Here is an 18,726-nt window from a genome sequence, read left to right as displayed (position 1 = left end):
TCATTCAGCCTCTTTTTCTTTTTGGATTTCCTTTTGAAGCTTCTTGAAATCCGCCTTTTCTTCGCCTGTTAATTTCATTTCCTCGTTTACTTCTGGGGATGGGTCCCCAACATACTCCTCGTTTGGAACGAAATTAATTTTCTCTTTCATGCTTTTGTCTGCTTGTTGCTCACAACCTAGCAGTGACACGGACAGTACAATCAGGAATAAAACATATTTCATATTTCATTAACTCCCTTCTATTTTTTTATTAGGCTAAATAATGAACAAAAGTAGAAGTATAGATGGACTCTTCACAGTCCCGCCATACTTTGTTCAATATTTCACAATAACTTAGACGTTTTTCTGTTTAAAAATGGTTATTATGCGTAAAAAACATCAAGCACTAAAATTCCTGCTTCCGGGAAAAAACCATCTAAAGCTTTATCTTTAGTTTTCATTCACATTTCCTGAAACCTGCTTTTTAGGCCCTCTAATAAATGGTTTAACAGATCTCTCTTTCCGTCGGTAAACATGCCCAGTGGAAACTATGCGTTTTGCCATTTCCACATCAATCTCCTACCGCAGTAGAAGTTTGATAATTTTTCCCATTTTCCACGATAAATACAGTGGTATTCTTATATAACGAGTATAGTAGAGAAACCCGCATTTTTTAGAAGGAATCTATGGCGAAAAAGTGAAGGTTTTATGAAACAATTTGGTCTTTTTGTTCATATCGAAAAGGATTGGGGGTGAATTATTCAACTGAATCCTTGTGGGGATTTGATTGGCAGTATGGGGTTGGCTGCCTTTTTCTCAAGAAGATAAATTCCATAAAATGGTTAAATTGTGACAAATCCGGTAACATGCCTTGAATTCCCGGATATCCATACGAAAAACCCGGATATATTTTAAAAAACCCGGATATTCATGACAAAAACCCGGAAATAATTTCTACTCTCTTAAAAAGCGTTCATTTGGGGGTTTTTAGATGGGATGTATCTAGGTGATTTTCGGTAAAATTACCCTGAAATTCCTAGCTTCCCTTAAAAATTGATTCCCAAAAAGAAAAAACAGCCCTTTTTAAACAAAAAGGACCGTTAACCATTCATTATAAAATTATCGCCTCCTTTCCGAAACGGAAAGAAGGATCACCTCACACTATTCTACTCCAATTTCGGTTGACTGACCGTAATCAACTTTCCTTTTCGGCACTTAAATATTTTAGTTCAGGATTTGAATAACCCCGCAGCCGCCTGTATCCACGTCGTGGCCATCAGCATATCCCCCATGCTGTTCATATGGACGCCGTCGGTTGTCAATGGATGGCTGCCTCCTTTTTTCAAATAACCGATAAAGGCCTGATGGGTAGGCACTAGTGTCGCACCATAGCGTTCCGCCAATATATGTACAACCTCAACATAAGGGATGAGCTTCCGGTTCCCTTCACCCTCGCTGTCTTCCTCAATTACTGTAGGTTCCATTAAAACTATGGCTGAATTGGTTTTCTCCTTCAAATCGGCCAGAAGCGTATCATAAAATACCTCATACTGTTCCGGATAGATTTGATCAATTTCAGGAGAATCAAGCTGCCGCCACACATCATTGATGCCGATGGAAATCGACACGAAATCCGGCTGAAGGGAAATGACATCCTCCTCCCAACGCTTGGCCAGGTCACTTACCCGGTTCCCACTTATGCCTTTATTAAAAATCTCCATATCCCGTTCCGGATAGGTTACCTTCAAGTAATCGTGAAGCAAACGCACATAGCCAGTACCGATGGAATCGGTTTCAGTTTTTCCCGAAAACGTAATACTGTCGCCAATAAACACAATTCGCTGTTTCATGTTCCGCCTCCAAATATGAGATTGCTAAAAGTAGCGCTTACCTAAAACTATTCTATCCCTAAACCCATATGATTCTAGTTTACTATTTTGAATCATTTCTTCCTACTTACAAGGATTTTCTGAACAGAAAACGATTGGAAGTTTGGCCGAGGGAAGGTTTCTATTAAAAATTTTCTCAATTTGAAGTTTTAAAAAACCACAAAATGAAAAAAGGTACGAAACACCATCCTATTGAGGACAAGGTTCCACACCTTTTCGTTTTAGCTGAATAAGTAATTGGGGATTTTCTGAGGGAATCGTGCTGGAGATATCTAACTGAGCCTTCTTTTTGAGGACTTAAATCTCCCGCTCATTGCGGGCGGTTTTTTCCCGGATGAAATCCTGGTCCAGTTCCATTGCCTTAAACTTGCAGAGTATTTCTTCGTGGCGATCGGCGTTCTTTTGTTTTTCGGACTCGAATTCCTGCCGCATTTTCTGTTGCTCTGTAATCACATTGCCGACCATGCCAACCAATTGGGACAACATCGTTTCCATTCTTTCCAGCCGTTCTTCCATCTCCATATCACCTCCTTCTCACCGTCAATTATACTATATCCTTCGCCCAAAACTGAGAACCTCCTCTTCAAAATGGGAAAGTAAATTTTACAATTTCACGCTGTACATGTGAAATTCGAATCCTTTATGAGAACGCCTATAATCCATTTTACAAAAAAATGAAAAAGGAAAACATTTCGAATTTTCGGTTGACTTTTGTTCCTACCTTCACTTATAATCCTCTATAACACCCGGCGGTTAAACTAATCAAAAATTATATATGAAATCTCTTATCCAGAGTGACGGAGGGTCAGGCCCTATGAAGTCCGGCAACCTTCAGGCGAAAGCTTGAAAAGGTGCTAATTCCTGCAGGCGTTTTTGCCTGGAAGATAAGAGGAGGACCCCCCTCTTCTTATGGAGAGGGGTTTTTTGTTGTAAAAGAATTGAATTAACTGCCTGAATTACTTTGGAACTACAAATTGGAGGGAAAGACACAATGACAAATCAAAATGAAAACCTAGGACTTGAAACAATATTATTGCACGGCGGGCAATCCCCCGATGCAGTAACCGGATCTCGCGCCGTACCGATTTACCAGACCACATCTTATGTATTTGAAAGCACAGACCATGCGCAGAACCTTTTCTCGCTCGCCGAGTCCGGAAATATTTACACCCGGATCATGAACCCGACAACAGATGTTTTGGAAAAAAGAATTGCCCTTCTTGAAGGTGGCGCGGCGGCTCTTGCTGTTTCTTCCGGAATGGCTGCGATTGCCTTGTCAATCATGAACATTGCGGAGGCTGGCGATGAAATCGTCGCCGCGGAAAACTTATACGGCGGCACATACAACCTATTTGCCGTTACCCTTCCGAAGTTCGGCATTAAAGTGCGTTTTGTCGACTCGACCAATCCTGAAAACTTCCGTGATGCCATCACTCCAAAAACCAAAGCAGTCTTTGGCGAAATCATTGGCAATCCAAGCCTGAATGTATTCGATGTTGAAGCTGTAGCAAAAATCGCCCATGAAAATGGCATTCCACTCATTATTGACAATACCTTTGCACCTTATCAGTGCAGGCCGATCGAATGGGGGGCGGACATTGTTGTCCATTCGGCGACCAAATGGATCGGAGGGCACGGAACAACAATTGGCGGCCTTATTGTTGATGCTGGCCGTTTCGATTGGAACAGTGAGAGGTTCCCTGGCTTTACCGAGCCGGATGCAAGCTATAATGGCCTCCGTTTTGCGCAGGATGTAGGCGCGCTGGCATTCATCATTAAACTTCGCGTCCAGCTGTTGAGGGACTTAGGTTCATCGTTAAGCCCGCATAGTGCTTTCCTCTTGCTGCAGGGACTTGAGACCTTGCACTTGAGAATTCAAAAGCATAGTGAAAACGCGCTCGAAATTGCAAATTACTTGAAAGACCATCCAGCTGTTGAATGGGTTTCCTTCCCTGGCCTTGAGGATCACCCAAGCCATGAGCTTGCGAAAAAATACCTTGGCGGCGGTTTTGGATCGATTATTGTTTTTGGCATCAAAGGCGGCAGGGCTGCTGGTAAAAAAGTGATCGACAACATCAAATTGTGGTCTCATGTCGCAAATGTCGGCGATGCAAAATCACTGATCATCCATCCTGCTTCCACCACTCATCAGCAGCTAAGTCCAGAGGACCTAGCAAAAAGCGGTACAACCGAGGAACTGATTAGGCTTTCAGTGGGGCTTGAATCGCTTAAGGATTTGAAGGATGACTTGGACCAGGCTTTCTTTAAAGCTACCGGTATTACAGCTAAGCCTGAGGAACAGCTACAGCAATGACAGCCGAGGATTTATCAATAAGCGTTGAAACGGCGCCACCGCCGGAATATGGAAAGATAAATGTTGGAGACTTAAAGCTTGAATCCGGCGCGGTGCTCCCCGGTGCCGAACTCGCCTTTGAGAGGGCCGGGAAAAAAGGCGGCCCCACCATCCTGGTCTGCCATGCCCTTACTGGCAACCAGTATACAGTCGGCACGGAAGAACAGCCCGGATGGTGGCATGGCCTGATAGGCCCGGGAATGTATGTGGATACAAACCAATACGAAGTCATTACGTTCAATGTACTCGGTGGCTGTTCTGGATCAACTGGCCCAACCAGCATGAACCCTTTGACAATAAAGCCTTACCAGTATGATTTTCCAAAAATAACGATACGGGACATTGTCGATTCACAGGTTTTGGCGCTTCGGAAGCTTGGCATCGACAAAATTAAAGCCGCAATCGGAGGATCGCTTGGCGGTATGCAGGTGCTTGAATTGGCAACTGCATACCCTGATTTCGCAGAGCTGATCATCCCAATGGCCGTCACCCCCTACCTCAGCGATTACGGGGTTGCTTTTAACACGATTGGTAGAAATGCCATCAAGCGGGACCCTGCCTGGAATGGCGGCTTTTATTCAGAGGGCGCCAAGATTTCGGGGTTGGAAATCGCGAGAATGGTCGGGATGGTCACCTACCGGACCGGCGCGCTGTTCAATCAAAGATTCAACAGAGAGCTTAAGGACGGGGATACGTTTCAGGTAGAATCCTATTTGACATACCAGGGACAAAAGCTTTCTGCCCGTTTTGATGCCAATAGCTATTTGTATTTGCTTGAGGCGATGGACTCCCATGATATTGGCAGAGGCAGGCAGGGCTGGAAAAAGGCGATTGAGCAGATCACAGCGAAAACCCTACTGTTGGGCTATACAGGCGATTTGCTGTATCCTCCTGAAAATGTGGAAGAAATCGCGGAAGCCCTCAAGAAGGCAGGGAAAGAAGCGGATTATATAGAAGTGAGCACTGATTTTGGGCATGATGGATTCCTTGCCGAGTTTTCAAAATGGGGAGGAATCCTTCAGGCTGCCCTGTAATAGTTGAGGAGGAGATCAAGTGGCGGACATCCATGTGGCCTTATTGGGCTTTGGCACAGTCGGCAAAGGAGTATACGAAACAATCAAAACCCATCAATCAAGGCTAAAAGCAATCCTCGGAAAAAATGTAAAGGTAGCAGGCATTCTTGTGAGAAACGTTGAAAAACACACTCTCCCAGAAGATGACATCCTCCTTACCTCAAATTTCGAAGACATTTTAAACCTGCCAAAGCTTGATGTTGTCATTGAAGCAATCGTAGGCCGGGAACCAGGCTTTTCTTACTTGAAAAAATCAATCGAAAGAGGATGCCACATCATTACGGCGAATAAGGAAATGTTTGCTTACCACGGAAATGAGCTGCTGGAACATGCATCCCGACATGATGTTGCCTGCGGATTTGAAGCAACTGTCGCCGGAGGGATCCCAGTCATCCAAACGCTGAGGAACCTATTGAATGTGAACAAAATCGAACGGATTGAAGGAATTGTTAACGGCACCTCCAATTATATTTTGACCAAAATGCGCGAGGATGGCGTAGCATTCCAGGAGGCGCTTCAAGGAGCGCAAGAGAAAGGATATGCCGAAGCAGACCCTACCAATGATATCGAAGGATACGACGCTTTTTATAAAGCGATGGTGTTAAGCCAAATCGCATTTGGGGAACAACCCGAATGGCAAACAGTAAAGAGGAAAGGCATCTCCGCGGTCTCCCATTCCGAAATCGGCTTATTTTCCGAATGGGGGCTCCGCGTAAAGCATGTGATCTCGCTTGAAAAAGGGGTACGGGGCCTTAGCTGCTCCGTTAAACCTGTTCTCGTTGGCCCAGCGCACCCGTTGTACTCAGTCGAGGGCGTCCAAAACGCTGTTTCAATTGATGCGGATATCGTTGGAAACATCACCCTCCAAGGGCCAGGCGCCGGAAAGTTTCCGACGGCAAGCGCCATTGTCGAGGATTTAATCCAACTTAACCCGAAGCACTCCGGTTACGTTGACCAGGAAGAAAAGGTCCGTTTTAAAAAAGAACCTCATCACAATTGGGTTCTTTTAACAAACCTAACGAACCTATCCATTCCTGATTCCATTGAAGTAATCGTCCGGGTGCCGCAAAAAGCACTTTTTGTAAAAGCGAAAGAAAAGGAAATTGAACGGCTGCTGGAATCATACCCGGGGTTAAACATTTACCAGCTTTATGGACAAATGAACAAGGAATTTTTCGAAAAAATTCATCTCACCGGTACACGCTCAGAAAGAAAGGTTGCCGTCCCAAAAGGTATATAACCTTGCCTTAGGGTACACATTTTCCATGGCGGTTCTAGAAAGATCGATGGATATAAAGGGGGCTTCGCATTCGCGCTGCCCTCTTTTTCCTATTATACTAAGTGTTGTATGGAGGTGTGGCAGATGACTGCGATGAATGAAATGTTTCGCAAAAGGATTGGGTTTGCGAGGGATGAACCAATAAACTTTGATAACCTGGATACGATACTTGAAAAGGCCGCGCTGGCGCTTCCCTTTGAAAATGTGCGCATTATGAATGGCAGTACGACTGAATTTACCGAGGAATCCTTGAAGGAAAAGATACTCGGCCGGAATGAAGGCGGCCTTTGTTATGACCTCAATCCCCTCCTCCATTTGTTCCTTTTGGAAAACGGCTTTGATGTAAAGTTAGTCCGAGGGGTTGTTTTTAACCAAGCAAAACAGAAGTGGAGCGAAACCGGAAAAACACATGTAGCCATCTTCCTTCGAGAGAATGGCAGGCAATACCTCGTGGATACCGGGTTTGGCATCAATATTCCGCTAAAACCGGTCCCACTGGACGGAGACACTGTCTCATCAAGAAACGGCGAATTTAAGGTACAAAGAGAAGCAAGTGAACATGGGGATTATTGTTTGTACCTGAAACTAAAGCATAAGGATAAAGAGTGGAAAAAGGGCTATGCCTTTGATTCCAAGGATACAGTCACCAATCTACGTGACTTAAACGAAATTCAGCAGATTATTGCCAGCCACCCGGCATCAGGTTTCAATAAACGGCTGTTAATCACCAGGCTAACCGATAAAGGAAGCTTCACACTGGCGGGGAATTCAGCGACAATATGGACGGATGGACGGATGGAAAAAAAAGAAATCAATGCAGACCAATTTAAGAAAATGGCCAACGATGTGTTTGGATTGGACGTATAGGTGCCTGGCACTCCCCGAAATTTGTCGACTAGTTTCATTTTACAAAAAGCCCGGGTCTCAGGCACCTGGGCCATTAATCTCTTTTTGAGGCTATTTGTGTTAAGGGCATTGTTAATGCCACTATTCCTTAGTACAGGAAAATGATTCATTGTCACAAAAACGCCAACTGTCGGACTAAAACCCTCTTCCAGAATTTTGTATTTTACTGATATAATGAACTTGCCTCTATACCCCACAATCCATCTACCCCACTCACAGGCAAAAATCCCTTAGGAAAGCAGGTTGAAAAAAAGTATGAGAAAACGGCCGTTATGCAGCTGCGGAAGCAGGTTAGCCGCGGAACATTGCTGCGAAAAACTTCAAATCCATTCCTTTCCCCTCCCCATCACCGAGACCGAAACACGCGAAAAATTCCTAAAGAAGCTCCAGATCGGGGCTGCATTTAAAATGAGAAACCGCGCGATTGCCCTCTTTTATGGAAACGACCTCATTGCCTACAAACTCGGCAAGCCGAAAGACACCATCCGGAATGAATTTCTCTTCCACTTCTCAAATTATCTCACTGATTACCTTGAAGATCTATGTCCCCCTTCCTGGCAGGAATGTACCCCGCACTTCTGGGAAGAGTTCCTCACTACCCATCTCTCAAGCAGGATTCCGATATCAAAAACTGGGCGTGAAACTGAAAAACTGCTTTCAGAACTCCAAACCTTTGTCCGCTGGCTTGACCGCAGAGCGGGAACGGACTGGCTCCCTATTGTAAAAGAATATATCGATATGTATAAGCCCGATATAAAAATCGGGGAAAGCGCAATAAATGCCCTTATCCTCCAGCATTTCCCCCATATCCATGATCCCGATTTCAGTTTTCAAAAAGATTTTGAAGCGTACCAAAAACAGCAGCCCGCATTCGACCTCTATTTCGATAGCATGTTCGAGGTACAGACAGTGTTAGAAGGCGTGTTCGTCCTGATTGACTTGATGGATGACGGGAGGACCTATCACACCAAAGGGCTTCCAGGTAGTATTGTGCCAGGGCTCCTGATAATGGGCGCGATAGGCAAAAAGAGTCATGATTTCTTTTGGAAATGGTCCGCAACAGGCGCGGTATTCCCAAAATGCGCAAAACGGTTTCTGGAAACCGAAGAAGCGGTTATTCTTTTATAAAGAAAGATCTTGCCCGGCACTCCCCTTCGGATGCCGGGCTTCTATATATATAGATTTAGAAAGATTGAAAGAAGCAAACAGGACACTGCTTGGTGGCAGCCACTTTTCAAAAGAAGAAGGAAAATGCCACGATAGAGTAGAATCGAATACTTATAGGTAATTTCGACAAAAATCCTGTACCAAATAAAAACTTCTTCATTTAATAAAATGAGGTTAACTTGAATCCCTAATAAAAATTATCAAAAAGGTAGGAATCATGAAAAACAAACTCTTGTACATTGAAGACGACAAGGAAATCGGCTCCTGGCTAAGCGAAGATTTAACTAAACGGGGCTACCAAGTGACCTGGCTTACCTCGGGTGATGGTGCGCCAAATCATATGGAGGACATCGACCTGGCTATACTTGACATTATGCTTCCCGGATTGGATGGATTCTCGATCGGCCAGCGGTTAAAGAAGGAAAATCCAGAAACACCGATTCTGATGCTTTCTGCCAGAACCTCTATTGACGATAAATTGCAAGGCCTTTATTTTGCCGATGATTACGTGACGAAACCGTTTCATCCTGATGAGTTGGCGGCACGTGTGGAAGTGCTGTTAAGGCGGTTCGGAAAGATTTCACAGCCTCTTATTAAACTATCCCATCTTAGCATTTATTTAGACCAAAACCGCATTGTCGATACGAGATCGAACAATGAAATCATCCTGACTGCAAAGCAGTTTCAAATTTTCACTTATTTGCTCCGCCATCCGAATCAAATTCTTACAAAAGAGCAGATTTTCGAAGCGATTTGGGAAACACCCTATTTAGCCGGGGATAAGACGTTGATGGTCCATATACGGCACTTACGCGAAAAAATAGAGGAAAATCCGAGCGAGCCGCAAATTATTGAAACCATCCGTGGGATCGGATATAGGGTGAAGCAATGAAATTCCGGCATTCTCTATTGGCAAAATATCTATTGATCATTATTGTGGCACTAATCATTTGGCCGTTTGTTTTACCTGCCTATTTACTGCCGTCTTATCTTCTGGATAAGGACTTCCAACAAAAAACCGATTATATGGATAGGGACAAATTACAGAAAATGTGGCATCAGGAAGCGATTAAACTGGATGGCGCCACTTCAGAAGAGATTGACCAGAAGCTCCGAGCATTAAAGAAACAATATCCGCTCTCTTGGATGTTCTGGGTGGACGGGTCGGGTAAAACCCAACTAATCCTTTCCGATCAAAAAAATATTCCAGGTCAATGGACCCTGGAAAACAGTATTGAGTTCATGAATAAAAGCGATAAAGATCCGATTACATTTGTGTCTTATATTGGTAGTGGCAAGAGCAACGGATTTATGGTTTTCCAAATACCAGCCTCCGTTGCAGAACTTCCAACTCTTTCCCCTGTAGATGACAAGTACTTGGCACTCTATGCTTTTTTCGTATTTGGTCTGTTTCTATTTGTCTCTTGGCTATTTTTCTTCAAGATTCGAAAACGGCTCGTTCATCTTCAAACCGCCATGACAGAAACAAAGGAAAACGGGATTCCCGATAAAATAAAAGTTAATAAAAAAGACGAAATTAGTGAATTGGGCAAAGCGTTCAATCATATGATCGATGAACTTATAAAAAGCAGGCAACATGAACAAGAGGAAGAAGCACTGCGCAAACAGCTGATCGCCAGCATATCCCATGATTTGCGGACACCTCTCACAGCCATTCGCGGGCATGCCTATTCATTACAAAAAGAACCTTTAACGCCAATTGGGAAGGATTCAGTTCATTTAATTGAAAAAAAGGTAGATCTCTTAAGCCATTTGCTTGATAATCTCCTTTCGTACACGTTATTATCCGCCGGAAGATACACATTGAAAAAAGAAGAAACGGATATGATTCGGTTCATTCGGGAATCGATGGCAGGATGGTATCCGGTATTTGAGAAAGAAGGCTTTAAAGTAGATGTTAATCTGCCCGAAAAGGTTTGGATCTGGACTATCGATCGGAATTGGTTCATGCGCATCCTCGATAATTTTTACCAAAATGTCTTGAGACACGCCAAAGCCGGACTTTATATCAGTGTCAGAATCGTCGATTATGAAGGGAAACCTGCCATTTTGATCGAAGACAGAGGCCCTGGCTTGGACGTCACGACAGACAAAAAAGGGGCTGGCATCGGCCTTTCTATCGTTTCACTCATGCTCGAGGAAATGCAAGTAGGGTGGAAAATAACAAGCTCATCTAAGGGTACGGAAATCTATCTGTACGAAAAAAATACCGATTTAAACAAAATTTAAACGAAACCTCACCTTCATCTTAACCTTCACTGATTAGGATGAGAGTGAGGTTATTTTTTTGAAAAAAGAAAGGATGATTACGTTGAAACTCACATCGCTTCTACTGAATAACGAGGTAAAAACAAAAGTTAACCGCTGGCCCTTATGGATTGGCCATGCCGCCATGTTATGGTCGGCACTGTATGGAGCATTCCATCTCTATTGGTTATTGGGTGGTGCTGGATATCCGTTTAAAAATGACGGTATGGGAGTGTTCGCGGCCATGGTTAGCCATCTTCCGGCACAAGTTGGCGGTATTGTATTTGTCACTTTATGTCTCATGGGAATTGGAGTAGGTCTGGTCATGCAAAGACAACAATATAAGGACTTTTATCGGTGGTTTGTTATTACCTATTCATGGGGGTTCTCACTTGCTTTGCTCCTGTTTATTCCGGATACCACGTTAATTGCCGCGATGGCTTACGCTTTTTTATTTAAATTCGCCTTTAACTGGCAAATGTTGAATCAAATTTTTTGTGTGATTGGCGCGCTTTTTTGGATGATGTCTGCTGTTGTTTACCAAAGAAAAACGCGTCATGGATGTGAATATTGCGGACGGACCGATGACCGAGAAACACCTTTATTGATTCGTTGGGGGAGATGGCTGACTATGATCGCAGTGTTTGCCCCCATTCCATATGCCTTCATACGTTTCTCCTGGGCACTCGATATCCCCTTAGGAGTTGATCCTCAATTCCTTAAGGATTTCTCGAGCGCTAATCCGATGGCACGTCTGACAGAGTGGGTGTTTGGATCTCTATGTATAATCGGAGGATTCCTTACTCTTGGTTTGATTCAAAAATGGGGTGAAGTCTTTCCGCGCTGGTTCCCGTTCATTGGTGGAAAAAGAGTCCCCATTATGCTGGCAGTGATCCCTGCTTCCACTGTTGCCATAGCTGTAACAGCAGCAGGCTTGGTCTTTACGTTTGGTATCCTCGCCATTGCATTTCATCTCGTGCCGATGGACGATATTATACTCAGTCAAGGCTGGGGAACGATGGGGCCGATGATTTTTTGGGTGCCATGGGGGGTAGCTCTTGGGCTGGCAGCGATTGCTTACTATTATCGCCGGCGTGGCCAATGTTCCACTTGTGGAAGAATTTAAAAAAGGAGTGCGTGAACATGAATATACAAATTTCAAAAGCTCAAACCGTAAAGTTAAATGCCTTTGAACAATGGTCGAAGAAAGCAGTATGGCCAGCCTACCTCGGCTGCATTTGGGCAGTCATGTATGCCGTTTTCGTCCGATTTTATCAAGCCGCGGGCGGAACTATAGGCCTTCCGGGGCAGTATGAAAATCCTGAAGCGCTGCAAATGGCAAGTTACGTTGCCGGCGTCTTAATCATGGCCTGTGGGTTCATTTTACTTGCCCTGGTCAAGCCATGTGGGAGAGTTGTCCCGACTTGTGTGCCGTTCATTGGAGGAAAAAACATCCACCGTTTTTTCATACTAATCCCTACCCTTTTTTGTACTGCTATTTTAATCGTACATGGAATCAGCGGGATGATTACAAAATCCCTACATCTGGCGGGTATCATTACCATTCAATTCACAGGCTGGACTTCACTTGATGTCCACAGTCTGGCATTATGGTCTCTTTTGTTTTATGAGCCGTGGTTTCTGATCATGGGCATTTTGTCCGGATTAACAGCTTCCCATTACGCACTTGCATCCGGCATTTCGCTTTCTGCATATAGAAGAAGCATGTTGATCTATTTGATTTTCGTTTTTCTGTTATCGATGTTTTACGTATTCGCTATCATCAATAAACTTGGATAAAATGGATAGGTGCCTGGCATACCCCAAAATTTGCAGATTCATTTCATTCAACAAAAGGCAGAAGATAACAGGTACCTTTCCATAAAAATAAGAGAATCATAATATCATATGGACATGCTCCAACAGACAAAAAGAGCTTGCCTGAAAAGGGCAAACTCTCTTTAAAATCTCTATTATTGTGCTGCTGAACTCTTGATAATGTGTTACAACAGACATTACTTTACCCGTTAATCCCGAACAGGTCCTTTTTTCAATACTCGTTATTCGATTGGAATATATTTGGCTGATGTTGTCAGTTCATATTGCAATGAAAATGAGCCACTGTCGTCTTGCATCCCCTCATTCATTATACACAGCTAATAATACTAACTTATTTCTTTTTCACCATAATAGTTGACGCAATTACAGTCGAGTTTCCGGCGTTGTCAAACGCTTTATACGTAATGGTATAGACTCGGTCCGAACCGCTTATTTCATTCCGCAAATAAAAGTCTGTGTCGGCAGTTCCGTATTCGGCACCCTGAATATCCGGTTCAGGTATTTTCTTACCATTTATGACATCGGGCTGGCTGCTTGTGATTGACACCAGTTCGAACGAAGCAATGCCGGACAAGGCGTCCCGCGCATCCACATTAGCCTTCACATAGACAAGCTTGCCGGTGTTGCCAATAATGACAGACGGATTAAACGTAACATTCAAAGATGGCTTGGTTTTATCAATTTTCACTTGCACGGTTTTGACGTCTTCCCAATTGCCTGCAAAATCCACACTGCGGTACTCCAGTGTATTGATTCCTTCAGCAGATACAACAATGCTGCCAGTATATGTTGCCCACGCACCGCCATTAAGCCTATATTCGGTTTTGGCTACCCCCGAATGGGAATCGCTTCTTACTAGGCTTAAAGTTGCATCGGTATTATACCAGCCACCCTTGACGGAAGTAGTAGTCACCGGGGCCGTTTTATCGACTTTAACTTCCACCTGCTTAGTCGCTTCCACATTGCCTGCCATGTCGATACTTCGATATTGCAAGGTATTGATACCCTGCCCGCTTATCATGACTGGACTCGTGTAGACGACCCAACTTCCTCCATTTAGCCTGTACTCGGTTTTTGCAACGCCCGAAATGGAATCCGCTGCTATCAGGCTTGCTTCCACATCATTGTTGGTCCAGCCATCCTTGACGGAAGAACTAGTCGTAGGAGCAGTTTTATCGATAATGAACTCAGCTTTCTTTACATCCTCGGCATTGCCCGCCCTGTCAAAACTTCGATATTCCACCGTATTGGTTCCTTCAGTTCTTACATAAGTTGGAGCGGTATATTGAATCCAAGTTCCTCCGTTCACTCTGTACTCCGTCCTCGCTATGCCGGACATTTCATCTTGTGCATAAAAGGAAAGCGGCACATCTACTTTTACCGGATATGAAGGAATGTCACCGATCGCCGTCACCGGTTTTTGTTTATCAATTTTAATTGTCCTGGCTTGTACACTTTCTTCATTGCCGGCTCTGTCGATGCTCATATATTCAACAGTCGCTGTACTATCTGCTGAAAGACTAAACGGGCCGGCATATTCGAGCCATTCACCTCCATTAATTCGGTAAAGCGTTTTTTCCACTCCGGCATCATTGTCGGCAGCCGTGAGTGAAATAATCACGCTCGAACTATACCAGCCATCAACGCCTTCTTGGCCTTGGACATCAATCGAGGTTGCAGGGGCGGAGGTATCCGGCGCCTTCACAAGGATATTGGCATGAGACATATCCCTGTGCTCAAATGTTTGGCCTTTGGAATTTTCCAAACTATTATAATACATAAAGAAATTACCTTTTTGATCAACAACTTCAACCCCATAGAGCGGCCAGCTGCCGGCTGGGTCGGATTCGCTTATCGCCAATACCCCTTCATATCTGGAGGTCTCAGGATTATAGGATAACTCTAAATCCCTTGTATCGTAGCGACCAAGAGGAGTCGAATAATAAACAAAGACTTGCTCCACCCCGGACAGATCGTCAACAATGTCCGCAGACAGATGTACCTGTTCCCCTTGAATAATCGTTGTTTGCGAAACGGAAAATCCGTTCAATTGCGGTGGTGTAGTATCCCCTACAGTTCCGAAAACTTCTATATTATAAGCGCTTAAATCTTTTACTTCGTAGTAACCACCTTGATACGGTGTCTCACCATTCCGATAATGATAATGGTTATTTAACTTATCCCCCATTTGGATAGTGCCAATCGACCAAATGCCAGGCAAATCGTAAGGGTCGGCATAGAAACTGCCTTCATATTTTCCGGTTTCCTCGTTATAGGTGAGCTCAATCGGTTTGCCGCCTTCACTATCCCCGTTCGGTGGTACATAGCTTACATGAACATACTCAACCCCGGACCCTTCTTCAATAATATCCGCTGATAATGTAATGGACTCTCCGCCATTTGCGCTTGATGAGGAAATAGATAAATCACCAAGCCTCGGGGCGGTATCATCGACCAAGGTGCCATACACTTCAATCGTGTAACCGGATAGATTCCGATATTCATAGGTTGCGCCCTGATAGGGTGTTTCCCGATGAAAAATTCGATACACGTTCCCCTGTTTGTCCTTTAAATAAACAGATGAAAGTTTCCACTGGCCCGCATCATCATATGTAGAAACATCGAATTGTCCAACATAATTTGCAGTCTCATCATTGTAAATTAAATAGACAGTCTTTGAACCGCCGGTTGGACCAATATAGTGCGCATAAGCAATATCCACCCCAGACTCTTCTTCCAGCAATTCCGCGCTCAGGGTGATCGATTCGCCCATTGTAGCTTCTGTCCCGGAAAGCGATAAACTTGTAAGCTTCGGAGGCGTAACATCACTCGCAGCGATTCCTGTTGAAACCGGGGACAGCAATGAAAAAAGTAAAAGAAGCACGGATACCCTCGCCAACACATTTCTCCTATTTCCCACAAAAATCAATTTGCTCTCCACTCCCATTTGAAAATATTGTACTAACTCCATTTTACCGTATTTATCCAAAGGAAGCACACAAGAAGTTCTTTATAAATAAAAATAATGTTCTTTTTATGAAATAAATAAATAACTCGAGTAATGGAAGTATTTTTTCAGATCATATGAAGTATATCGTTTTGCATCCAGATCGTTAATAAAAAAAGTGCTTCCTCAGATAATCTGGGAAGCACCATTTTTCAAGCCATTATTTTGACAAATTCAATGCTTTTTGGGATACATAGAGATTCCGTTATAGAATGTTACGCCGTCTAGTGTCTTTGTAAACGATTTTTTGTTTTGCGTTTCGTGGGCAACGTTCTTGTTAACAGGGATTTCAATTTTGATATTTTGTTTTTCTGCGATGAATACAGGGTTATTCACGTCTGTTACATCGATGCGTGTGTTCGATGTCATCCCCCTTAGATAATAAGTAGGATAGAGTCTTAACCCTAACTCAGGTGGCAAAGCATCAGCCCTATTTATTGCACTGCTGTAATATTGATAATACGCCCTTCTGCTTCGTAGGCAATTGGAGATGTGAAGCTCTTTACGAAATCAACTGTGGCCTGAAGGTCTTCCGGTCCCTGAACAGGATTTTCGCCGTATGCACGGAGTTTGTACTTGTCAGAGTAATGATCGTACATGTAATTGTTAACTGTCAGTGTGTACGTTGCGTTCTGATCAATAGGAGTCCCATCAGACAAGGTTATTTCAGTCACTTTGCCGGTTGCGCTGTCCCATTTGTATAGGAAGCCGCCAATGGACGCATCTGGGCCGTACGAAGAAATTTGCGCATTCACAATTTCATCCATTTCCGACCCTTCTACTTCGACTGTAACCAGTGTGTTGCCAAATGGCTGGATATTGTACAATTCTTCCCAGGTAATCTCGCCAGCATTCAAGTTTGCGCGGATTCCGCCGCCATTCATCATGGCAAAATCGCTTCCCGTTGCTGCATTCATTCCGTCAGCAATCAGATTCCCAAGAGCATTATCGCCAAAATAATTTTTTGTTATGTAGCCGCCTTCCATAAAGCTGGCTGCCTGGCCGATGACTTCATTCAATTTTGGCGCGATTGCAGTTGAGTATTTTTCCAAAATAGCGGCCACCTCAGGATCAGGAGTGACTCCCTGTTGAATGACATCCACGATTTCCGCTTCTTTTTTAACAACATCCCCTGTCACTGCGTCAATTTCAAGATCGATATCAGCAAAGGCCTTTCCATATTCCCCGGCTTGAACAATTAGCTTATTGTCCACTACGGCATCTACCTTTTGATGGTTGTGGGCGGCAACAATTACATCGACCTTATCATTGATTTCTGTGGCCAACTCAGCAATATCCCCCGTAGCAGATTCACCGGCCTGGCTTCCAGGAACGTGTGCCAGGACCACAATGGCTTCCACGCCGCGCTTGGATAGTTCAGGGACATACTTGTTGATCGCTTCTGCTTCATCTGTAAATTCAATATTTGTGATTCCTTTTGCTACGACCATGTTTGGTGTTTCTGTTGTCGTAACACCGATGAAGCCAATCTTCTGGCCCTTTACATTTTTTATATAATATGGGGGAAGTACCAGTTCTCCGCTATCCTTATACACTACATTGGCCGCTACCATTGGAAAATCGGTGCCGTCATAATTTGCTGTTCCATTCGGATGGTCCCCGCCGTATGTTAAACGAAGTAGCTCGTCAACACCTTCGTCAAATTCATGATTCCCGACAGTTCCAACATCAAATCCAATAGATTCCATGATTTCAACGGTAGGTTCATCTTGATAGAGAGCAGATACTGGCGGGCTTCCTCCCACCATGTCCCCTGAATGGACAATCAGCGTATTTTCATTGGTTTGTTCACGATCACGAAGATATGCAGCAAGGTAAGCAGCGTTTCCATATGTATTTGGGTCATTTTTTTGCTGTTCGCTTACATTGATTTTGCCGTGAAGGTCATTTACGCTTAATATTTGTACTTTCACATTCTCTTTCTTCTCAAGTCCTGGTGGAACTTTTTGTTCTTTAGCTGACACCGAACCGCCAATCATCCCTGTCATTAATAGACTAGCTGACAAGGAAGCAGCTACTATTTTGTTGCTTAGATTCGCCATGAAATTTTCCCCCTAATAATAATGAGTACAGTCTGATTATAAGGGGGATTTGTTAAAAGTCTGACAAGAGAATCTTAAGGTTTTGTAAAGCGGATTGTTTTATCGGAAAAATGATTACTTGGTCTCATGCTTAAGCTGATGGATTCCAGTACTATTTGACTAAAAAATTCAAAAAATGGTGACCTCTTCTTCTGTTCTTGTTTCCTACCTTGAATATTTTTAATTTCGACCGGGAATGGTAGTCGGATATATTTCTCCTAATTATAAGGAGTGCGCCAATAATGTTTCATCTGATAAAAACGGAAAAGGCCGGACACTCCTGCAATTAAACATAGCCTTTCTCATTAATTTTTATAGTAAACTGGCTTTCCTTGTTTTTGACTTTTGCACGTCATTTAGGCCTGCGGAAATTAAATACAAGCAAAAAAGAAACAGGACGTAGGCAATTAGGGGGAACAGGATGATCCAGTGAGAATGATACATAAACCCTCTTGCCTGCCCTATCAACCCTGACCATTCATGGGTGATAGAAAGATAGATTGGCGGAACGAATTGAAGTGCGGTTCCCCCAAAAAACAAATTAAAAATCCCTAGCTGCCCTATTAAATGCAGGACAAGAATAGCTTCACTTACAAGCATAATCAATAAGTTCCCCCTAAGCGCAGGCAAGATATGCTGAAGGAGGATATGCCTTTTCGATGCACCAAGGGTTTTTGCCGCCACTACAAATAACTCTTTTTTAACTTCATTTGTTTTTAATGATATAACATGATGTACACCTGAAATACCGAGGATAATCATAAGTAAGCTTTGAATCAAAACGAGACTCCATTGCGGAATGATCGGATTAATATTGATTCCGATCATGACGAAGTAAATGATAATGAAGGTTGGAATACTGGA

Annotated in this window: 15 protein-coding genes, 1 pseudogene and 1 riboswitch; of the genes and pseudogenes, 9 read left to right on the top strand and 7 right to left on the bottom strand. The window is 43.6% G+C overall.

Features of this window, described 5'->3' with window-relative positions:
* The 3 genes from RB160_RS16280 to RB160_RS16270 all read right to left on the bottom strand — a co-directional run bounded on the left by RB160_RS16280 (position 1) and on the right by RB160_RS16270 (position 2,390).
* Entirely contained in the window at positions 1-222 is a 222-nt protein-coding gene (locus tag RB160_RS16280) for a hypothetical protein (RefSeq protein ID WP_316571480.1), read from the bottom strand.
* A gap of 986 nt (positions 223-1,208) precedes the next feature.
* Complete coding sequence (locus RB160_RS16275; RefSeq protein WP_316571479.1) at positions 1,209-1,829, bottom strand: SGNH/GDSL hydrolase family protein; 621 nt, start codon at positions 1,827-1,829, stop codon at positions 1,209-1,211.
* Between the two features lie 336 nt (positions 1,830-2,165).
* Complete coding sequence (locus RB160_RS16270; RefSeq protein ID WP_316571478.1) at positions 2,166-2,390, bottom strand: hypothetical protein; 225 nt, start codon at positions 2,388-2,390, stop codon at positions 2,166-2,168.
* A 260-nt stretch (positions 2,391-2,650) separates the two neighbouring features.
* A riboswitch (SAM riboswitch) is annotated at positions 2,651-2,759 on the top strand.
* Between the two features lie 100 nt (positions 2,760-2,859).
* Between RB160_RS16270 and RB160_RS16265 the strand changes: the two are divergent.
* From RB160_RS16265 to RB160_RS16225, 9 genes and pseudogenes are all read left to right on the top strand, one after another.
* Positions 2,860-4,170: pseudogene (locus tag RB160_RS16265) on the top strand (O-acetylhomoserine aminocarboxypropyltransferase/cysteine synthase family protein); the annotation flags it as partial.
* A gap of 8 nt (positions 4,171-4,178) precedes the next feature.
* A complete protein-coding gene (gene metX / locus RB160_RS16260) occupies positions 4,179-5,255 on the top strand; it encodes a homoserine O-acetyltransferase MetX (RefSeq protein WP_316571477.1) in 1,077 nt (358 codons plus the stop codon).
* Positions 5,256-5,274: 19 nt separating this feature from the next.
* Entirely contained in the window at positions 5,275-6,534 is a 1,260-nt protein-coding gene (locus RB160_RS16255) for a homoserine dehydrogenase (RefSeq protein ID WP_316571476.1), read from the top strand.
* 123 nt (positions 6,535-6,657) lie between these two features.
* Complete coding sequence (locus RB160_RS16250) at positions 6,658-7,440, top strand: arylamine N-acetyltransferase family protein (RefSeq protein ID WP_316571475.1); 783 nt, start codon at positions 6,658-6,660, stop codon at positions 7,438-7,440.
* A 294-nt stretch (positions 7,441-7,734) separates the two neighbouring features.
* A complete protein-coding gene (locus tag RB160_RS16245; RefSeq protein ID WP_316571474.1) occupies positions 7,735-8,607 on the top strand; it encodes a hypothetical protein in 873 nt (290 codons plus the stop codon).
* Between the two features lie 256 nt (positions 8,608-8,863).
* On the top strand, positions 8,864-9,538 hold the full coding sequence (locus tag RB160_RS16240; RefSeq protein WP_316571473.1) for a response regulator transcription factor: 675 nt from the start codon (positions 8,864-8,866) through the stop codon (positions 9,536-9,538).
* Positions 9,535-10,896 (top strand): sensor histidine kinase, encoded by a 1,362-nt coding sequence (locus tag RB160_RS16235; protein WP_316571472.1) that lies wholly within the window; start codon positions 9,535-9,537, stop codon positions 10,894-10,896. The genes RB160_RS16240 and RB160_RS16235 overlap by 4 nt, the downstream gene beginning before the upstream one ends.
* 58 nt (positions 10,897-10,954) lie before the next feature.
* Positions 10,955-12,040, top strand: a complete 1,086-nt coding sequence (locus RB160_RS16230; RefSeq protein ID WP_316571471.1) for a hypothetical protein — start codon at positions 10,955-10,957, stop codon at positions 12,038-12,040.
* 17 nt (positions 12,041-12,057) lie between these two features.
* The gene (locus RB160_RS16225; protein ID WP_316571470.1) at positions 12,058-12,714 is read left to right on the top strand and encodes a DUF3995 domain-containing protein; all 657 of its coding nucleotides are present in this window, start codon (positions 12,058-12,060) and stop codon (positions 12,712-12,714) included.
* A 370-nt stretch (positions 12,715-13,084) separates the two neighbouring features.
* On the opposite strand, the gene RB160_RS16220 is transcribed toward RB160_RS16225, so the two are convergent.
* The 4 genes from RB160_RS16220 to RB160_RS16205 form a co-directional block, all read right to left on the bottom strand.
* Complete coding sequence (locus RB160_RS16220) at positions 13,085-15,652, bottom strand: OmpL47-type beta-barrel domain-containing protein (protein ID WP_316571469.1); 2,568 nt, start codon at positions 15,650-15,652, stop codon at positions 13,085-13,087.
* A 282-nt stretch (positions 15,653-15,934) separates the two neighbouring features.
* Complete coding sequence (locus RB160_RS16215; protein ID WP_316571468.1) at positions 15,935-16,129, bottom strand: hypothetical protein; 195 nt, start codon at positions 16,127-16,129, stop codon at positions 15,935-15,937.
* A gap of 65 nt (positions 16,130-16,194) precedes the next feature.
* Positions 16,195-17,823 carry a bifunctional metallophosphatase/5'-nucleotidase gene (locus RB160_RS16210; RefSeq protein ID WP_316571467.1) on the bottom strand — a complete coding sequence of 543 codons (1,629 nt, stop codon included), beginning with the start codon at positions 17,821-17,823 and terminating at the stop codon, positions 16,195-16,197.
* A gap of 351 nt (positions 17,824-18,174) precedes the next feature.
* Positions 18,175-18,720, bottom strand: a complete 546-nt coding sequence (locus RB160_RS16205; RefSeq protein ID WP_316571503.1) for an ABC transporter permease subunit — start codon at positions 18,718-18,720, stop codon at positions 18,175-18,177.
* Between the last annotated feature and the right edge of the window lie 6 nt (positions 18,721-18,726).

The sequence above is a fragment of the Neobacillus sp. YIM B06451 genome, from assembly GCF_032667185.1.
Taxonomy (GTDB): domain Bacteria; phylum Bacillota; class Bacilli; order Bacillales; family Cytobacillaceae; genus Bacillus_D.
Note: the sequence above shows the minus strand (reverse complement) of the source record. Positions and strands in the feature narration are given on the sequence as shown.

Coding starts and splice junctions, on each gene's coding strand:
- RB160_RS16280 (WP_316571480.1), bottom strand. CDS start 222: ATGAAATATGTTTTATTCCTGATTGTACTGTCCGTGTCACTGCTAGGT.
- RB160_RS16235 (WP_316571472.1), top strand. CDS start 9,535: ATGAAATTCCGGCATTCTCTATTGGCAAAATATCTATTGATCATTATT.
- RB160_RS16275 (WP_316571479.1), bottom strand. CDS start 1,829: ATGAAACAGCGAATTGTGTTTATTGGCGACAGTATTACGTTTTCGGGA.
- RB160_RS16240 (WP_316571473.1), top strand. CDS start 8,864: ATGAAAAACAAACTCTTGTACATTGAAGACGACAAGGAAATCGGCTCC.
- metX (WP_316571477.1), top strand. CDS start 4,179: ATGACAGCCGAGGATTTATCAATAAGCGTTGAAACGGCGCCACCGCCG.
- RB160_RS16270 (WP_316571478.1), bottom strand. CDS start 2,390: ATGGAGATGGAAGAACGGCTGGAAAGAATGGAAACGATGTTGTCCCAA.
- RB160_RS16250 (WP_316571475.1), top strand. CDS start 6,658: ATGACTGCGATGAATGAAATGTTTCGCAAAAGGATTGGGTTTGCGAGG.
- RB160_RS16245 (WP_316571474.1), top strand. CDS start 7,735: ATGAGAAAACGGCCGTTATGCAGCTGCGGAAGCAGGTTAGCCGCGGAA.
- RB160_RS16210 (WP_316571467.1), bottom strand. CDS start 17,823: ATGGCGAATCTAAGCAACAAAATAGTAGCTGCTTCCTTGTCAGCTAGT.
- RB160_RS16215 (WP_316571468.1), bottom strand. CDS start 16,129: ATGACATCGAACACACGCATCGATGTAACAGACGTGAATAACCCTGTA.
- RB160_RS16225 (WP_316571470.1), top strand. CDS start 12,058: ATGAATATACAAATTTCAAAAGCTCAAACCGTAAAGTTAAATGCCTTT.